General features: G+C 65.2%; 18 protein-coding genes. 6 read left to right on the plus strand and 12 right to left on the minus strand.

The annotated features are described in order from the left end of the window. Positions 1-115: 115 nt before the first annotated feature. From ABWP84_RS15115 to ABWP84_RS15145, 7 genes are all read right to left on the minus strand, one after another. Positions 116-1,864 (minus strand): type VI secretion system-associated FHA domain protein, encoded by a 1,749-nt coding sequence (locus ABWP84_RS15115; RefSeq protein WP_353212874.1) that lies wholly within the window; start codon positions 1,862-1,864, stop codon positions 116-118. A 200-nt stretch (positions 1,865-2,064) separates the two neighbouring features. Further along, on the minus strand, positions 2,065-2,361 hold the full coding sequence (locus ABWP84_RS15120; protein ID WP_353212875.1) for a PAAR domain-containing protein: 297 nt from the start codon (positions 2,359-2,361) through the stop codon (positions 2,065-2,067). A gap of 3 nt (positions 2,362-2,364) precedes the next feature. After that, on the minus strand, positions 2,365-2,955 hold the full coding sequence (locus ABWP84_RS15125) for a DUF6931 family protein (RefSeq protein ID WP_353212876.1): 591 nt from the start codon (positions 2,953-2,955) through the stop codon (positions 2,365-2,367). Between the two features lies 1 nt (position 2,956). Then, positions 2,957-5,074 carry a type VI secretion system tip protein TssI/VgrG gene (locus tag ABWP84_RS15130; RefSeq protein ID WP_353212877.1) on the minus strand — a complete coding sequence of 706 codons (2,118 nt, stop codon included), beginning with the start codon at positions 5,072-5,074 and terminating at the stop codon, positions 2,957-2,959. A gap of 510 nt (positions 5,075-5,584) precedes the next feature. Further along, positions 5,585-6,823, minus strand: a complete 1,239-nt coding sequence (locus ABWP84_RS15135; RefSeq protein WP_353212878.1) for a CaiB/BaiF CoA-transferase family protein — start codon at positions 6,821-6,823, stop codon at positions 5,585-5,587. Beyond that, a complete protein-coding gene (locus ABWP84_RS15140; RefSeq protein ID WP_353212879.1) occupies positions 6,820-7,566 on the minus strand; it encodes a CoA-transferase in 747 nt (248 codons plus the stop codon). Before ABWP84_RS15140 ends, ABWP84_RS15135 begins: the two co-directional genes overlap by 4 nt. After that, complete coding sequence (locus tag ABWP84_RS15145; RefSeq protein WP_353212880.1) at positions 7,563-8,381, minus strand: CoA-transferase; 819 nt, start codon at positions 8,379-8,381, stop codon at positions 7,563-7,565. Before ABWP84_RS15145 ends, ABWP84_RS15140 begins: the two co-directional genes overlap by 4 nt. Before the next feature lie 59 nt (positions 8,382-8,440). Here ABWP84_RS15145 and ABWP84_RS15150 point away from each other — a divergent pair, with 59 nt between their 5' ends. Next, on the plus strand, positions 8,441-8,965 hold the full coding sequence (locus ABWP84_RS15150; protein ID WP_353212881.1) for a GNAT family N-acetyltransferase: 525 nt from the start codon (positions 8,441-8,443) through the stop codon (positions 8,963-8,965). A gap of 51 nt (positions 8,966-9,016) precedes the next feature. Here the strand turns inward: ABWP84_RS15150 and ABWP84_RS15155 are convergent, their stop codons facing one another. Further along, complete coding sequence (locus ABWP84_RS15155; RefSeq protein ID WP_353212882.1) at positions 9,017-9,718, minus strand: dienelactone hydrolase family protein; 702 nt, start codon at positions 9,716-9,718, stop codon at positions 9,017-9,019. 34 nt (positions 9,719-9,752) lie between these two features. Between ABWP84_RS15155 and ABWP84_RS15160 the strand changes: the two genes are divergently transcribed. Together ABWP84_RS15160 and ABWP84_RS15165 are read left to right on the plus strand one after the other, a co-directional pair. After that, positions 9,753-10,433: a DUF3047 domain-containing protein gene (locus ABWP84_RS15160; RefSeq protein WP_353212883.1), complete on the plus strand. Its 681-nt coding sequence runs from the start codon at positions 9,753-9,755 to the stop codon at positions 10,431-10,433. Between the two features lie 11 nt (positions 10,434-10,444). Next, entirely contained in the window at positions 10,445-10,924 is a 480-nt protein-coding gene (locus tag ABWP84_RS15165) for a flavin reductase (protein WP_353212884.1), read from the plus strand. 21 nt (positions 10,925-10,945) lie between these two features. Here the strand turns inward: ABWP84_RS15165 and ABWP84_RS15170 are convergent, their stop codons facing one another. Genes ABWP84_RS15170 through ABWP84_RS15180 form a run of 3 tightly spaced genes read right to left on the minus strand, consistent with a single transcriptional unit; the run spans position 10,946 to position 13,617 of the window. Further along, entirely contained in the window at positions 10,946-11,905 is a 960-nt protein-coding gene (locus tag ABWP84_RS15170; protein WP_353212885.1) for a tripartite tricarboxylate transporter substrate binding protein, read from the minus strand. Continuing rightward, entirely contained in the window at positions 11,902-12,867 is a 966-nt protein-coding gene (locus tag ABWP84_RS15175) for an NAD(P)-dependent oxidoreductase (RefSeq protein ID WP_353212886.1), read from the minus strand. The genes ABWP84_RS15170 and ABWP84_RS15175 overlap by 4 nt, the downstream gene beginning before the upstream one ends. 24 nt (positions 12,868-12,891) lie before the next feature. Next, positions 12,892-13,617: a transporter substrate-binding domain-containing protein gene (locus ABWP84_RS15180; protein WP_353212887.1), complete on the minus strand. Its 726-nt coding sequence runs from the start codon at positions 13,615-13,617 to the stop codon at positions 12,892-12,894. 157 nt (positions 13,618-13,774) lie between these two features. Here ABWP84_RS15180 and ABWP84_RS15185 point away from each other — a divergent pair, with 157 nt between their 5' ends. Continuing rightward, on the plus strand, positions 13,775-14,872 hold the full coding sequence (locus tag ABWP84_RS15185; protein WP_353212888.1) for a mandelate racemase/muconate lactonizing enzyme family protein: 1,098 nt from the start codon (positions 13,775-13,777) through the stop codon (positions 14,870-14,872). Here the strand turns inward: ABWP84_RS15185 and ABWP84_RS15190 are convergent. Next, a complete protein-coding gene (locus tag ABWP84_RS15190; protein WP_353212889.1) occupies positions 14,859-14,996 on the minus strand; it encodes a hypothetical protein in 138 nt (45 codons plus the stop codon). The genes ABWP84_RS15185 and ABWP84_RS15190 overlap by 14 nt on opposite strands. Here ABWP84_RS15190 and ABWP84_RS15195 point away from each other — a divergent pair. Then, positions 14,991-16,604: a GMC family oxidoreductase N-terminal domain-containing protein gene (locus ABWP84_RS15195; protein WP_353212890.1), complete on the plus strand. Its 1,614-nt coding sequence runs from the start codon at positions 14,991-14,993 to the stop codon at positions 16,602-16,604. The two genes, ABWP84_RS15190 and ABWP84_RS15195, sit on opposite strands and share 6 nt — an antisense overlap. 3 nt (positions 16,605-16,607) lie before the next feature. Further along, positions 16,608-17,555 carry an SMP-30/gluconolactonase/LRE family protein gene (locus ABWP84_RS15200; protein ID WP_353212891.1) on the plus strand — a complete coding sequence of 316 codons (948 nt, stop codon included), beginning with the start codon at positions 16,608-16,610 and terminating at the stop codon, positions 17,553-17,555. Positions 17,556-17,648: the final 93 nt, after the last annotated feature.

A 17,648-nucleotide genomic window follows, 5' to 3' on the forward strand; every position in this document is an offset into this window, starting at 1 on the left:
GCAGATGCTCGAAATAGCGATCCTGCTGCTGGTAATGCTGTGCGCGGAGGAACATACCCTCCTGCCAGACAACCTTATCATTCCAAGCCATGATGCCTATATCCTTAAAAAACAGCTATTTGCTGCCTTTATCCACAATTCTGCTGGCCTCGTCATAGGCTTGGGCGAAGGCCTTGCGAAAGGCGAAATCGAAATCGTCATCGAAGTCTTCGGCCATTTGTTGGTGAAGCTGCTGATAGCTCTTCCACAGGCGTTTCTGGCGCGCGCCGGGCATGAAGCCGCCGGAGGGCTCCTCGGCCTCGAGGGTGGCGGGCGACAGGCGCGCCATTAGGGCGCGGGCTGCGGCCTTGCTGGCGGCCATGGTGGCCAGTTTATGGGCATTGAGATCATCGAGGCTGCCGGCTGCTGCGCTGGGCTTGCTGGCGCCGGCCGCGGTGGGCGCACCACCGAGCATGGCCATGGCGATGGCTTCATCACCGGCGGTGAAGCGCAATGGATCGAGGGCATTGGCGGGGGGCATCAAAGGCTGATTGCCCAATGCGCGCTTTGCCTCCTCGCTGGCCGTGAGCAATGCGCGCATGCCGGCCACCGCAGCGGAGAGCAGGACGATGGCCGTCTGATGCTCGGTCATCGTCTGTTGCGGGGCCATGGGGGGGGGCTGCGGCAGGCCAATGCCAAGCTCTGCGCCGGGCGGTGCCGTCATCACCTGCGGCTCTGCTCGCGGTGTGGGGCGCGCGGCGGGGGCTGGGAGCGGTGGGGGCGCGGCGGCGAAAGGGTTACCAGGCGGCGCGGTTGAGATGTTCGTCGCAGCGCTGGGGGCGGGCAATGATGTGGGGGAGAGGTCCCAATCATCGGGCAGCAGCGCGGGCATTGTCGCCTGGGGCGCGGGCATTGTCGCCTGGGGCGAGGGCAGTGGCTGATGGTCCGGCGCGGGGCCTGGCATGCCAAGGCCAGGCGCCAATGGTGCGAAGAGGGTGTGATCGGCAGGCGAGGCCGGCGGAGAGAAAATATCCGCTGGGCGGGGGGGCGTGGTTTGCGGGGGCGCATTCCAGTCGCCCGGCAGCAGATCGGGCATGGTCGCGCGCGGCGGGGTGAAGAGATCCTGCACGGCCGGTTGATGGTCTGGCATGGCCGGGCCGGCATCCTCCGGCCCAAAGGGGTCGAAATCTGTGGGCAGCACCGGGGCATGGCCGCCTTCCTGGCCACCGGCCGGGGAGAGACCGGGGAGTGGGGCGGAGAAAATATCCGTATCGGCGGAAAGCGGCATCGGCGTCAGGGCAGGCTGCTCGACCTGTGGCGTTGCAGCGCCAGCGGGCGGGGGGAAGCTATCCAGCGGTGCGGAGAAGGCATCGTCATTGCGGGTGGCGCGCAGAGGCGGCATGGCGCTCATCGCGGCTGAGGGCATTGGGGCAAAGTCCCGGTCGATGCCGCCTGCGGGGGAGAGACCGGGCAGCGATGCCGCAAATATATCGCCATGCAGCGCGGGCGGCGCGATTGGGGGCCTGGCCGTAGGCTCAGCTTGCCATGGCTCCTTGGCCGAGGCTGCATCAACTTGCAGCCGGCACTCCAATTCATAGGCGCCCAGGCGAATACGGTCGCCATAGCGCAGTGGGCGCATCTGGCCGCGCCCGATCGGCTCGGGGGTGGTGTTGAGGAAGGTGCCATTGCTCGACAGGTCGCGCAGATGCCACTGGCCTTCGAATAATTCGACCGCGCAGTGGCGATTGGAAATCCTTCGATCGGGGTCCGGCAATGTCCAGTCGCAGTCGCTGCCGCGGCCTATAACAAACCCGCTGGCCTGGATCAGCCGCTGCTCGCCCAAGGCGGAATTGGGAGATTGCATAACAGTCAGCAGCAGGACCATCTCGAGTTCCTAAAACCTTCCTCGCACTCAATCCATTGTGATCGGTCCGACCTCAATATAACGACCGCGGCATCATGCTTAGAGCATGTTTGATAAGACAATTCTAGCACGGCAATTGCATGACTGGCTTGGTAAGCGCCGGTCAGGGGCGGATGAGGGGCCGGCGGTTATGGTGGGCCAAAATCCCCCCCCCGGCGCGCTCAACCGCCGATCATCACGGTGGGCAGGCCCACCGAGACGCTGCCGCCATGCGAAGAGGTATCGCCCATTCGCGCGGCCGGCATGCCACCCACCATCACGGTGGCGCTGCCCTTCATGATGCTGTCGGGCGGACCGACGCAGGTGCACATATCGCCCATCCGCGCCTGGGGCATCATTCCGGTCAGCACGGTGAAGCAGCCCAGCGTCACCGGCCCGCCGACATGGGGGATGGGCGGCACGCCTGGGGTCAACATCGGGCAGACATGCAAATCGCCCACGCGTGCGGCTGGGGGCATGGGCTAGTTCTCCTCCGGGGCCAGGCGGCCGGCGCCGCCGGCGGCAATATCGCGCGCGGAGAGCAAAAACCGGGCAAAGCGGTCAGGCGCTCGGGCGGGGTCGCCGCGCAGGGCGGCGATGACCACACCGCCGGCGATGGCGTGGCCGGTGTGGTGATCGGCTGGCGGCACCACGGGCTGGCCCTCGGGCGCGACCGACCCCCCCGACCAGAAGGCGGCGACGGCGGCCCAGGCCTCGGGGCTTTGGAATTCGGTTTTCTGGGCGGCGGCCATGGCGGCGCGGCGATGTTGCTCGTCTGGCTTGCGCACCCAGGCCTCGGCGGCGGCCAGGGCCTCGGCATCTTGCTGCGGCAAGGCGGCGTTCGGCGCGGCGCGGGCGCACATGCAGCCCCACCACACCACCTCGCGCTTGGGCATGGCATGGGCGATGAGGCGCATGGCTTCTGGCATGCGTTTGGCGGCGATGAGTGCCTCGAGCCCGGCCGCGGCATCGGGCAGGGAGGCGAGCAGGGCGGTGCCATCGGCATCCAGTTCCAGCCGGGACAGGATGGGTGCGAGCGGGACGGCCAGCTTGTTGGGTGAGGGTGCGCTCATCTCAATTGATCATCACGATGCCGCCCTTGATGGTCAGCGTCGCTCCTCCCTTGTGTGTGGCCATGAGAGAGCCTTCGGTGGTGATGTTCATCGTCGCTTTCACGCTGATATCCATGCCCGATATGGTCACGCCCGTGGGTGATAACTCGATTTTGCTGGAGCCGCAGGTGAGGGTGATGGACTGCATCGCCTCAAGGTCGATCTTGCCCGCCCCGGCCTTGATGGAGATGTTCCCCAGGCTGGCCTCATGGGTGATGCTGCCGGTCTTGACCGTGGTGGTCTGACTGCCGGTCTCGACCAGGGTTGTCATCTTGCCGGTCTTCACCGTCAGGGTTTCATTGCCCTGGCTGATGGTCTGGGTGCGGTCGAGTTTGATGGTCTCGGTGTGCTTGCCATCCACCGTGACCGTGCGGTCAAGCTTGATGGTTTCGGTGTGCTTGCCTTCTACCGTTTCGGTGCGGTCGAGCTTGATCGTCTCGGTGTGTTTGCCCTCCACCGTTTCAGTGCGGTCAAGTTTGATGGTTTCGGTGTGCTTGCCCTCGACCAGCTCGGTTCGGTCTTTTTTCACCGTCTCGGTCAGATTGTTCTTGATGAGAAGGGTCATGTCCTTCTCGGCCTGGATATTGATTTCCTCCGAGCCCTTCTTATCCTCAAAGCGTAACTCGTTGAAATTATCGGCAGCACCCGCCTTGCTGGATTTGGTCTTGAAGCCCGACTGGGTTTTATTGGTCGGCAGGGTGTAGATAGGCTTTTGCTCGGCATTGTAGAGGCTGCCGATGATGACCGGACGGTCCGGGTCGGAATCGACGAAGCCCACCAGCACCTCATCGCCCACCCGTGGCAGGTTCCAACTGCCGCCCCATTTGCCGGCATGGGTTTGCGCCACGCGCACCCAGCAGGAGGAGGTGTCATCGGTCTTGCCCAGGCGGTCCCAGAGGAAATGCACCTTCACCCGGCCATATTCGTCGCAATGGATTTCCTCGCCGGAGGGGCCAGTCACGATGGCGCTGTGCAGCCCGGCCATGGCGGGGCGCGGCCTGGGCGCGGCGGGGCGCCAAGGCCGGTCGCCGGGGATCAGCGTCAGCGCATTGTTGTAACTGGACGTGCCGCCACCCGAGAGATGGGTATCGTCAAAGGCCTCATGGGTGACCGATGTCACAAGCCAGGTGACGGCGGCGGGATTGTCCAGCCCGGGGACCACTTTCAGCCTGCCGCCGGCGAAGACCGAGGGGTGGTTGCCATTGGCCGAGACCAGATCCGCCTCAGACTCATAGCCCTCCATGCCGAGTTTGGAGAGATCGCCCTCCGGGCGCACCGTCTGGCCGCCGGGCCAGCGATAGATTTCGAAGCTGGAGGCGTTGGGCGTGCCCAGAATGGTGGAGGCATTGGCCTTTTTGAGCGCGGCCGGGTTCAGCCCGTCATAATCCTCGGTGACATTCTTGCCTGGGCGCAGGGCATTGGCCGGCTGCCAGGAGGTCAGCGCGCCGATCATGTCGGCGTCATTGCGCACCACTTGGGGGTCGCCAGGCACCAGCGGGTAATCGGCATTGGCGCCGCAGATCACCAGCGTGTGGTCGCTTTCGGTGTGCTCGAAGAAGTAGCCGCAGCCTGCCTCATCGAGGATGCGCTGGGTGAAATCGAGGTCGGTCTCGTTGAACTGGACGCAATAGACCCGCTTTTGCGCCGGCACCGAACTGCCCCAGCGCACCGGCGCCACATCATGCTCGCCAAAGATGAGGGTGGCGATGTCCTTGACGGATTTGTCCTGGAAGATCCGGCAATCGGCGGTGCGGCTCAATTGCCACAGCCGGGGCACCGCCTCCAGCCGATAGGCTGCGACCCCGCGGCCATAGGCGCCCAGGCGGGTGAAGGCGCGCACCACAGCATGGAAATGGCGCTCGGGCTGATTCACCATCTTGATGGTGCAGGTGATGGTCTTGCCCACGATCTGTGAGGCGGCGATGTCCATCGTCTCGCTCAGCACCTCGGCTGAGAGGCGGAATGGTTCGCCTATCCTCTCCTGCACCGATAATTGGCGCAGAACGAGCGCGTCTGCGCCGAGGGGCGAGGTGATCTCGAGCAGGCGCTCGGTCTGCGCGCTGGTCAGAAGGCCGCTCACATTTTTTCCTCGAATTGCGTCTGGATGAGTATAGAGCAGAGGTGCCTCGTTGCGCCACTGCGCGACGGGGCGGTTTGCGCGATGGGTGTCGGGCCGGCCTGAGCGCTTTGCCATCGCGATGGGAGGGTTGAGGCGGTAGGCGGCGAAGGCGCTGTTGGGTTGTTGGGGGATATGGCCTGGTTGCGGGAGAAAGGTCGAGGGGCTTTGCCCCTCGAGCACCCCAGCAGGAAACTTAGTTTCCTGCACCTTCTTTATATTATTGGTTTCAGGCCGAAATCTGTTTGGTTGGAATTGCTTGAGAGAATAAAATTATCATTTATGAATAATTATAAATATATTTTAAGCCATTTGAAGCAAAATGGAAACAAAAAATAACAAATATCCATGAAAATCTTCGACATGTATATCGATCCTGGTGGGAGAGCGCGAGAGGGCGAAGCCTTTCTCTGTTTTTCCCCCACCATCAGTGTTTTTCTCGCGCTTCGGGGATGCGGCCCCGCGCGCGGATGATCATCCCCGCCGCTTATCCATCACGATGCCATCGGCCTGCAGTTGTTCGATTTCCTCGGCCGAGAAGCCATTCGCGGCGAGGACGCTTGCGGTGTTCTCGCCGAATTTCGGCGGCGCGCTGCGGGTGCCGCCGGGGGTGCGGGACATTTTGATGGGCGTGCCGAGGGCGCGGAAATCGCCCAGCTCCGTCACCATCTCCCGATGCGCCGTGTGCTCGGCCGCGAGTGCCTGATCGACATGGGTGACCGGCCCGGCGGGCAGGCCGGCTGCGAGCATGCGCGGGCAGAGCTCGAAGCCATCTTCGGTGGCGAAGCGGTCATCGAGCAGTTTTGTCAGCGCCTCGCGGTTGATCACCCGCGCGCCATTGGTGGCGAAGAGCGGGTCCTTGGCCACCTCCGGCATTCCCAGAAAATCACACAGCTTGCGGAACGCCGAATCATTGCCCACGCCCATAAAAATATCGCAGGTCTTGGTCTTGAAGGTGGCATAGGGGGCGAGGTTGGGGTGCGGGTTGCCTGTGGCCACCGGCCGCTTGCCATTGAGCAGATGATTGGCGGCATGGGGGTGCAGCAGCGCCATGCCGCAATCATGCAGCGTCATGTCCAGATATTGGCCGAGGCCCGAGCCATGCCGCTCATTGACCGACATGAGGATGGCGATGGCGGAATAGAGCCCGGTGCCCAGATCGACGATGGGCGTGCCCATCCGGGTGGGGCCGGAGGTGGCGGTGCCATTGATGCTCATCAGCCCCACCACCGCCTGGACGATGGCATCATAACCCGGCGCGCCGCCGAGCGGGCCGGTGGCGCCAAAGCCCGAGACCCGGCAATGGATCAGACGGGGGAATTTTTTCGACAGCACCTGCTCATAGCCCAGGCCCCATTTTTCCATGGAGCCTGGCTTGAAATTCTCGATCAGGATATCGGCGCTCTCCAGCAGGCGCAGCAGCACCGCGCGGCCGGCGGGTTGGGCGAGGTCGAGACCCACGCTCTGCTTGTTGCGGTTCACGCCGATGAAGTAGCTGGCATCGCCATCGAGGAAGGGGGGGCCCCAGTCGCGCACCTCATCGCCCTGCGGCGGTTCCAGCTTGATGATCTCAGCACCGTGATCGCCCAGGATCATGGTGCAATAGGGCCCGCCGAGGACGCGGGTGAGGTCGATCACCTTCAGCCCGGCGAGTGCGCCCTTGCTGCGGGCGAGGCCGCGGCCTTGGCTGTTGGGCGGCAATGCATCGGTCATGCGGCACTCCTTCGCCCGAAGACCCGGGCACAGAATTCAGGATAGGTTTCTAGCATTTCATCGCAAATCGGCCCGCGCAGTAGGGCGAGTTCCGCCTCGGTGGGCGGTGGCGTGGGTTTGACCTCGCCGACATCGAAATCAAAGCCGGTGGCGGCGCGCACCCCCTCCACCGTCTCGCCCGGGTGCAGGCTTTCGAGGGTGAAGCGTGCCGCCGCCGGGTCAAAGCGAAAGACGCATTTGCCGGTGACCAGCGCCTGGGCATGGCCGCGGCGAAAGACGCCGGGGGCGGAGATCCCGGGGGCGGAGATATTGGCCACCCGGTCCACCAGCACGCGGGGCGAGTGTTCTTCGCGGAAGAGGATGGTCCGGTGCGTCATGAAATACATGAAGGCCGAGCCAAAGCTGCCGGGGAAACGCACTTCGGTGCCCGGCCAGCCGCCGGTGCCCACCAGGTTGAGATTGGCCTGGCCGTCGATCTGCCCGCCGCCGAGGAAAAATAGGTCGATCCGGCCCTGGCCTGTGAGGTCGAAGAGTTCGCGCGTGCCCTCGGTGAAGGGATTGCCCGAGCGCTTATGCAGCAAGGAGAGCCGCACCGGATGGCCCTGCTTGGCCACCAGCCAACAGGCGGCGGCGGGGATGGGGGAGGCGGCACCCACGGCGATATGCCGCGCCGGATGGGCTGTGGGGTCGAGAATGAGCCGCGCGAGGGTGGCGGCCAGCAATTCTTCCGGGGCGAAGCTCATGCTGCGGCGGCCTGGGCGAAGACTTCGCGCGCCATCCATTCGGCAAAGCCGGCATCGGTCTTCGCCATTCGGGCATATTCGCTGACATAGGCGGCGTCAAAGCCATATTCATCGAGCAGGGCGACCGGCTGGGCGCCGCGCTCGGCAATGGCGATGGCGGAGATATAGGTGGCGTTGATGGTGCCCGAGGCGAGGCGCTCATCTTCGAGGAAATTACCTTCCACCACGCGTTCCACCGTCACCAGGGCGCGTTGCGCGGCATGGGCGAGGGTTGCGCATTCGCGCCGCCGCCCAAGCCACACATTGCCAAAGCTATCGGCCATGGCGGCATGGAACACCGCCACATCGGGGGAGAGGGCGGGCAGCAGCACGATCACATCGCCCGGCGGGCCGAAGGGGTTTTGCTGGACGATCCAATCCGGCCGGTTGGCCAGAATGTCGGAGCCGATCAGGCCGCGCAGCGGCATGAAGGGCACGCCCTTCTCGGCCGCCTGCAGCATGGTGTGGATGGCCGGGCAGGTGGCATCGCGCACGGTGATGCGCCCGGCCTTGAGGGCGGCGGTGAAGCGGGGCGCAAAGCCGGCCTCGCCGAGCGAGACGGCCGAGGTTTGCACCTCCACCACGCAGCCCGCGCCGATCAGGATATCGGTGGCGAAGCCGCTGACGGGCACACCCAGCAGGCGCAGGTTCTTCGCGCCGCGGCGGATGAGCGCCCGGGCGAGTGCCACGCTGGGTAGGGAATTATCCGGCGGCAGGGCGAGCAAGGCGCCATCCGGCACGCTGGCGGCCATGGCTTCGAGGCTGATGGGTGTCATTGCGCGTCTCCTATTGCTCCATGATTACGCGCGCGGGCCAAGGGTGGCAAACTGCGCTGATGGAATTGCACGGCCCCCGGCTCACCCTTCGCCCATTGCGCGCTGATGACGCGGCTTCGGTATTCGCCATGAATGGCGACCCGGAGGTGATGGCGCATTTTGCCGCGCCGATGACCCGCGATGAGAGCGATGCTTGGCTCGCCCGGCTCATGGCGCATCAGGTGGCGCATGGGTTTTCATTTTGCGCGGTTGATCTGCCCGGCGCGGCATGCATGGGCGTGGTGGGGCTGCTGCATATTCCCTGGCAGGCGCGCTTTACCCCAGCGGTGGAGATTGGCTGGCGTATCCATCCCAGCCAGCAGGGCCAGGGCTATGCGCGCGAGGCGGCGGAATTGGCGCTGGCTTATGGTTTTGGCGCTCTGGGCCTGGCGGAGATTGTGGCCTTTACCGTGCCGGGCAATCGGGCCTCATGGCGGTTGATGCAGCGCCTGGGCATGCGGGCGGATGGCGAATTCGGCCATCCGCGGCTGGCGCCCGACCATAGGCTGCATCGGCATGTGCTGTATCGGCTGAGGGCACCATAGGGCGCCCCATAAGATGATGGGGCGAGGGCATTCCCCTCGCCCGGCCAGGCTTCAGCCCAGCATCTTGACCAGCAACTCGGCCGTGCGGCCATTGGCAATTGCTGCTGCCCGGGCGTCATAGCTATGCCCGCCCACCCGGGCGAAGGCGTGGTCCACGCCGGGGTAGATTTCCACCCGCGCGAGGCGGGTATCGGCCAGGCCATCGGCGATGGCCTGCTGGGCGGCGGGGGGGACGAATTTATCCGCCTCGGCAATGTGCAGCATGGTGGGGGCGGTGATCTTCGCCGCATTGCCGACCAGGCCCTCAAGCCCCACGCCGTAATAGGAAATATGGCAATCGGCATCGGAATCGAGTGCCATCATGAAGGCGAGCCTGCCGCCGAGGCAAAAGCCCATGGTGCCGACCTTGCCATTGCAGCCGGGCAGGGCGCGGGCGGCGGCCATGCTGGCCTTGAGGTCGGCGATGGCGAGGCCCTGATCCATCCCATTCATAAGGGCAAAGGCGCGCTGCCACTGCTCCTGGCCGGCATCGGGGTCCAGGCTCACGCCCGGTTCCTGGCGCCAGAACAGATCGGGGCTGACCGCCCAGAAGCCCATGCTCGCCACCCAGTCGCTCAGCGCCCGCATGGTCGCGTTCACGCCAAAAATTTCCTGGATCATGATGACGGCGCCGGCTGGCTTTTTTGCCGGTTCGGCCAGATAGGCTGAAAAACTGCCGCTGCCATCGGTGGCCGCGATCTTGATCTCTGGCATGAAATGCTCCTTGTATTTTGCCATGATGGACGGCATGTCACGTGGAATGCTCCGCCGCGCCATGTTCACTCTAGCCTCAACTCTATGGCCGGGCATCGGCCGTGCCAATGACCTATTGGGCAGCGGCTGGAGGCATGGTGAATATCCCGGCCTGCGCCCGGCGCGGTTTACCGCGATAGGCGAGCAGGGGCTGCGGATTGAGGGCCATGGCACTGGCAGCTTCGTCTGGCGGAGGGTCTCGGGCGTGGCCCAATGCCTGAGCTGGCGCTGGCGGGTGGATGAGGGCCCGCCCCCCACTGACCTCACCCGCCGCTTTGGTGATGACCGGGCGATTTCGGTGGCGGTGGGGTTTGCTGGGTTTCCCAGCCGCGCTGGACCCTGGCAGCGGGCGCAGCACGCCATTGCCCAAGGTGCCGCGGGCAATCACACCCTGCCGCGCTCGGTGCTGATCTATAGTTGGGGCGGCACGGGGCGGGAGCCGGTGCGGTTTTACTCCCCCTGGCTGGGCCAATTGGGCAAGGTGCACCCGCTGCGCCATGCCCGCAGCGAGACCGGGCGGTGGTTTGAGGAGCGGGTGGATCTTGATGCCGATTGGCGTGCGGCCTTTGGCGGCGAGCCGCCGCATTTGCAGGAGATCGCCATCGGCACGGATGTGGACGATACAAGCAGCAGGGTCGATGCTCAGATCGACCGTATCCGAGTCACTGCCTGCTGAAAGAGCGCCCGATGGACCGTAAGGAATTTCGCAATGCCATGGCCCGATTGGGGGCTGCGGTGAATATTGTCACCACCGACGGGGCGGGCGGGCGGGCGGGCTTTACCGCCTCTGCCGTGTGCAGCGTGACCGATGACCCGCCCACCCTGCTGGTCTGCATGAATCGTGGCTCCAGCGGTGCGGCCGCCTTCGAGGCCAATGGCGTGCTCTGCGTCAATACGCTCTGCCATGGCCAGGAGGAACTCTCCAATACCTTTGCCGGCTTTACCGGGTTGGAGGGTGAGGCGCGGTTTTCGGTGGGCGAATGGGATGCGCTGGATACCGGCGCACCCTGCCTGCGCGGGGCTGCGGTCAATTTCGATTGCAAGGTCACCGAGGTGGTGGAGAAGGGCACCCATGCCGTGCTGTTTGCCCAGGTGGTGAATTTGCGCCTGGGCGGCGAGGCGGCGGGGCTGATCTATTTCTCCCGCGCCTATCACCGGGTGGGTTGAGGGGGCGCCGAAGCGGCCCGCTCAGCCGGCGGTGATACCGGCCACCCGGGCTGTTTCGCGCCAGAAATCGGTTTCGCGTGCCACACGCTCGGCCAATTGCGCGGCGCTGCTGGGGCTGACCAGGGCGCCGGCCTGTGCCGCGCGCTCGCGCAGCCGCGCATCGGCGAGCACCAGGTTCAGTTTTTCTGACAGCAAGGCCACCGTGGCGGCCGGCACGCCGCGCGGGGCGAAGACCGAGAACCAGACATTCAGCGGCATGCCGGCAAAACCCTGTTCGGCGGCCGAGGGGATATCGGGCAGGCCTGGATGGCGCGCATCCGAACTCACGCAGAGCGCCCGCAGCCTACCCTCGCGCACCAGCGGCGTGAGCGGCGGGGGCGAGTTCATGTAGAAATCGATCCGCCCGGCGATGAGGTCGCTGATCGTCTCGCCGGTGCCGCGATAGGGCACATGCAGCATATCGATGCCGGCGCGGTGCTTGAGGTATTCGGTGCCCATATGGTGCATCGAGCCATTGCCGGCCGAGGCGTAGTTCAGCGCCCCGGGGCGGGCGCGGGCGAGGGCGATCAATTCCGGCAGGGTGGTGGCGGGCCGGCTGGGATGGGTGACAAAAAGCTGCGGCGTGTCGGAGATCTGCCCCACCGCCTGGAAATCGCGCATGGGCTGGATATCGCCCAGGCCGCCAATGGCCGCGCGCGCCGTCATGGTCGCGCAATAGCCGCAGAGCAGGGTGGTGCCATCGGCCGGGGCGCGCAGCACCGAGGAGAGGCCCACCACGTCATTCCCGCCGGGGCGGTTTTCCACCACCATGGTGGTGCCCAGCGCCTGGCCATAGGCCTCGGCCACCAGGCGGGCGGAGAAATCGGTGCCACCGCCAGCCGGTGATGGCACGACGAGGGTGATGGGCCGCCCGGCCAGGCTGGTTTGCGCCCGGCCCAGCGCCGGGAGTGCGAGGCCGGCGAGAAGCGCGCGGCGGATCATGCCAGCAACTCCGGCACGACCCAGAGCGGCGCCTCGCCGCGTTCCATCCGCTGCACATTGTCAAAGGCATTGCGCAGGCGGGAGATATTGCTCTCCTGAGTGGGGCCGGCCATATGCGCGGTGAGCACCACATTATCCAAGTTGAACAGCGGGTTGTCGGCCGGTGGCGGCTCCTGGTCGAAGACATCGAGGCCAGCGCCGGCGAAGGCGCCGGCGGCGAGGGCAGCATGCAGCGCCACCTCATCGATCACCGGGCCGCGGCTGGTATTGATCAGGATGGCCTCGGGCTGCAGCAGCGCCAATTCCCGCGCGCCCAGCATGTGGCGGGTGGAGGCGTTGAGCGGCACATGCAGCGAGACGATATCGGATGTGCGCAGCAATTCGCGGAACAGGCGGAAGCGCACATTCAGCAAATCCTCCTGATCTTCGGGCAGGCGGGCGATGTCATAATAATGCACCGGCATGCCGAAGGCCTGGGCGAGGCGCGCCACCTTCTTGCCGATGGTGCCCATGCCGATAATGCCCAGGGTCTTGCCGCGCACCTCATGCAGCCGGGGCGTGGAATTGCCGCGCCAGCGCCCGGCGACGACATTGGCATGCTGCTTGATGAGTTGGCGCGAGACGGCGAGCATGAGCAGCAGCGCATGCTCGGACACGGCCACCGAATTGGCGCCACCATTGTTGCATAGCGGCACGCCAGCGCGGCGCGCGGCGGCGAGATCGGCGCGGTCATAACCCGCGCTGAGCACCTGCACGAGGCGCAGCTTGGGCGAGATGGCAAAAAGCTCATCCTGGACCAGCATATCGGCGAAGCCCACGAGGTAATCCGCCCCGCCCATTGCACCCTGCCATTCCGGCGAGCCGGGCTTGGCGATCAGCAATTCGAAGCCATCGGGCGCCATTTCGCGCACCACCTCTTCATCCACCATTGATTGCGTGACGACCACGATGCGTGATGCCATGGCGTTGTTCCCCTCTCTTGTCGTTCAGGCCGGATCGCCGACGGAAAGCCCCTGCACGCCGTGCTGGGCGATGAAGCCTGCGACCATGCCCGAGGCCTTCGCCTCCTCGACGAAATCATGCAGCCAGGCGGCGGCGGCGGTGTTCTTGCGTGAGGTGCCGATGGCCTGCTGCACGGCGGTGAATTTATCCTCGAGGATGCGCGCGCCGGGCAGTGATTTTAGGTCGGTGATCAGGCGCGGGCGCAGCCCGGCGAGAACTTCGAGCTTTTCATCGACAAAGCGGGTCAGCGCCGAATCCAGCGTATCGGTGCGCAGCAGCGTGGCTTTGTGGATATTGCGCTCGAGCCACAAATCATAGGCGGCGCGGGCGGTGACGGCGATGCGGATGCCGGGTTGGTCGACCTGGGCAATCTCGGTGATGGGCGAGCCGGCGGGCACCAGATAGGTGGCCTCGATCTGCGAATAGGCGGCGGTGAAGGCGATTTTCTCCGCCCTTTGCGGCTCGGCGCCGATCAGGCCGATATCCCAAGCGCCGGTATCGACCGCATCGGCCAATTCACCGGGCTTGGGGTAGGGGACGTATTTCACCGCCACGCCCAGCCGCGCGGCGATGGCAGCGGCCATGCTGGGGGAGACGCCTTGCGGGTCACCCTCTGCGGTGCGGCCGGTGACGAGAAGAAAATTGCTGAGATTGATGCCGGCCCGCAGCACCCCGGTGGGGGCCAGTTGGGCGATGATCTCTGGTGACATGGGGGCGATTCTCTCTGCGCGTGATGGGCCTTACAATCGGCCCTTGAGGACCATGCTTGCGCCATTCACTCCGCCGCGCAACCGCGCCTTGCCGCAACAGGGCACGCGGTCTCTACTGGCGGGCGCACCGTGGGCAAAAGCGGGCATAGGAGGAAGCATGGCCGATCTGACCATCCGTGAATTGCGCACCACCCTGCTGGAAATTCCCTGGCCGAATGACCCGTGGCTGGCGCATCACCCGCTGGGGGCGATGCGGGATCTGGTGGTGGTGGAGGTGGTCACCGCCTCGGGCCTGACCGGGATGGGGTATTTGCACCTGCTCAACCTGCCGCTGCGCCATAGCATCGCCGCCTGCCTCAGGGAGGCTATGGCGCCGCGCATCATCGGCCGTGACGCGACGGCGGTGGAGGCGATCTGGCAGGATTTGTGGCGCTCCACCATCACCGGTGGCCGCGGTGGTGTGACGATGATGGCGCAATCGGCCATCGACATCGCGCTATGGGATGTGGTGGGCAAGGCGGCGGGCTTGCCGTTGCATCGGCTCTGGGGCCATCACCGGTCGGAAATTCCGATCTATGGCAGCGGCTGCTTCCGTGGCTCGCGCGGCGATGGGATGATTGCCAAGGCGCGGCATTTCGTCGCCCAGGGCTATAAGGCGATCAAGATGCAGGTCGCCCATATTGGCGATGTGCGCACCGATATCGACAATGTTCGCCGCATGCGCGATGCGTTGGGGCCGGATATCGAGATCATGATTGATGTGAATATGGGCTGGAGCGCGGATGTGGCGATCCAGGCCGGCCGCGCCTTCGAGGAATTCTCGCCCTATTGGCTGGAGGAGCCGGTGCTGCCCGATGATTATGCCGGGTATCTGCGCTGCGCCGAAATGCTGGATATGCGGGTGGTGGGGGGCGAGACGCATTTTGGCCGGGCGGACCTCAAGCCCTTCCTGCAAAACCCCCGACTGCCCATTTTGCAGCCTGACCCGATGCGTGGCGGCCTGACGGAGTTGAGGAAAATCGCCACCGTTGCCGATACTTGGGGCATCACCATCGCACCGCATCTCTTCCCGGAGTTGAATGTGCATCTTCTTGCCAGCATTCCCAATGCCAGCTGGGCTGAGCAGATGGGGCTGCTCGATGATCTGTGGGTGTCGCATCCGGTGATTGCCAATGGGATGATCACCGCACCCGAAACCCCGGGCCATGGCCTGGCCTTCAAGCCTGAGGTGCTAGCGGATTTCAGGCTGCGTTGAGGGCTTTCGCGATGGCCAGCAGCTTCATATCGGCGCTGCGCCAGCCAATGATGGAAAGCCCCACCGGCTTTCCTGAACGCGCCGCGCCACGTGTCTCAATAGCGGCAGAGGAACCAAGATGCATCAGGCACAGGGCGAGTATGATTTCATTGTCGTCGGCGCGGGTTCGGCCGGTGCTGTGCTGGCCAATCGGCTTTCGGCCAATCCGCGCCATAGCGTGCTGTTGCTCGAGGCCGGGCCGCCCAGCCACCCTTGGACCCATGTGCCGGTGGGCTTTGCCAAGCTGATCGCCAATCCGGCGGTGAATTGGCTCTATAGTTCCGAGCCCGAAGCCTCGACCAATGGCCGCCGCCTGCCGGTGCCGCGCGGGCGCATCCTGGGCGGGTCGAGCGCCATCAATGGCCTCGCCTTCGTGCGCGGCCAGGCGCAGGATTTCGATTCATGGGCGCAGATGGGCAATCGCGGCTGGAGCCATGATGATGTGCTGCCCTTCTTCAAGCGCATCGAGCGCTATGAGGGTGGCGGCGATGATAGGCTGCGCGGGCGCGAGGGGCCGCTGACGGTAACCAACCCGCCGGCAAGCGACCCGCTTTTGGCCACCATCATCCGCGCCGCCGGCGAGGTCGGCATTCGGCACAACCCCGATTACAATGGCGCGGCGCAGGATGGCATTGCGATGAGCCAGGCCAGCATTGGCGGCAGGCTGCGGCAGAGCACCGCGCGGGCCTATCTTCCCCCCATTCGCGGCCGGGCCAATCTGCGCATCGCCACGGGTGCCTTGGCCGAGGCGCTGCTCTTCGAGGGACAACGCTGCATCGGCGTGCGCTACGCTCAGGGCGGTGCGACGCATGAGGCGCGGGCGGGGCGCGAGGTGGTGGTGAGCGGCGGGGCGATCAATTCGCCGCAATTGCTCGAACTCTCGGGGATTGGCCAGCCGGAGCGGCTGCAGGGGCTGGGGATCACCCCGCGCCACGCCTTGCCCGGGGTGGGCGAAAACCTGCGCGACCATTACGCGCCGCGCACCCGTTGGGCGGTGGAGGCGCGGGGCTATACCCTCAATGATCGTGGCCGTGGTTTTGGGCTGTTTCGCCAGGCGATGCGCTATGCGCTGCGCGGCGATGGCATGCTCGGCATGGTGGCCGCACCTTTGCGCGCCTTTGTCCATTCGCGGCCAGGGCTGGAGGCGCCGGATTTGCTGCTCGGCTGGGTGCCGATGCTCACCGAGCCCGGGCCTAATGGCCCCAGGATCGCCGCCCGCTCGGGCATGACCTGCTATGCCCATCCGATGCGGCCGGAGAGCCGCGGCAGTATTCATATTTCGGCCGCTGATCCGCGCCAGCAACCGGCCATTCGGTTCAATTTCCTCTCCTCGCCGATTGATGCGGAACTCACGGTGAAAGCTATCCGCATCGCCCGCCAGGTGATGAATGCCCCGGCCATGGCGCCCCTGGCCGTTCATGAGATTGCCCCAGGCCCCGATGCGCGAGATGACGCCGCCATCATCGATTGGGTGAAGCGTGCGGGCGAGACCACCTATCATCCCGTTGGCACCTGCCGGATGGGCCAGGATGGCATGGCGGTGGTGGATCAGCGGTTGCGGGTGCATGGCGTGGCCGGGCTGCGGGTGGCCGATGCCTCCATCATGCCCACCCTCACCTCGGGCAATACCAATGCGCCCACCATCATGATCGGCGAAAAGGCCGCCGCGATGATTCTCGAAGACCATGCTTAGGAGATGACCATGACACGCTGGGATACCAATTCGCCAATCCGCTACCCGGACCCCGATGTGCTGGTGCTGGATAAGCGCTTTGAGCATATCAAGCTCGGCCATGCCGGGATTGAGCGCATCGCCACCGGGTTTCGCTTCACCGAAGGGCCGGCCTATTTCGGCGGCGGGCGCTACCTGGTCTTCACCGATATCCCCAATGACGCGCTGATCCGGTGGGATGAGGTGAGTGGCGCGGTGGTGACGCTGCGCAACCCCGCCGGCTACCCCGATGGCAATACCCGCGACCGGCAGGGAAGGCTGATCACCTGCGAATTGGGCAGCCGCACCCTCACCCGCACCGAGCATGATGGCACGATCACCGTACTGGCCAGCCATTTTGAGGGGGTGCAACTCACCGGGCCCAATGATGTCGTGGTGAAATCCGATGACAGCATTTGGTTCAGCGACAATGGCGCGGGCATTCGCGGCAATTACCTGGGCGACAAGGCGCGGGCGGAACTGCCTTTCCGGGTCTATCGGCTGGACCCTGCCACGGCTGCGCTCACCATCGCGGTGGGCGATATGGAAAGGCCCAATGGGCTGTGCTTCTCGCCCGATAAAAGCCGGCTCTACGTGGTGGATACGCCGGGCGGGCGGCGCACCACCCGGGTCTATGACATGGTGGATGGCATGCCCAGCAATGGACGGCTGTTCTTTGACGACACGCCCGGCTGGGCGGATGGCATTCGCTGCGACACGGAAGGCAATGTCTGGGCGGCAATAACCGGCGGGCCGGGCTATGATGGTGTGGCGATCTTCGCGCCCGATGGCACGCTGATCGGGCGCATCCTGCTGCCCGAGCGCTGCGCCAACCTTGCCTTTGGCGGGCGCAAGCGCAACCGCCTGTTCATGACCGCCAGCCAGTCAGTTTATGCGCTGTATGTTGAGGCGCAGGGCTGTCCGGGTGGCTGATTGAGCTGGCCGCGGAAAAACGATCGGCGAGGGGAGGTAAGATCGAGGGGCTTTGCCCCTCGAGCACCCCAGCAGGAAACTGAGTTTCCTGCA

Source organism: Rhodovarius sp., from assembly GCF_040399605.1.
Taxonomy (GTDB): Bacteria; Pseudomonadota; Alphaproteobacteria; order Acetobacterales; family Acetobacteraceae; genus Rhodovarius; species Rhodovarius crocodyli_A.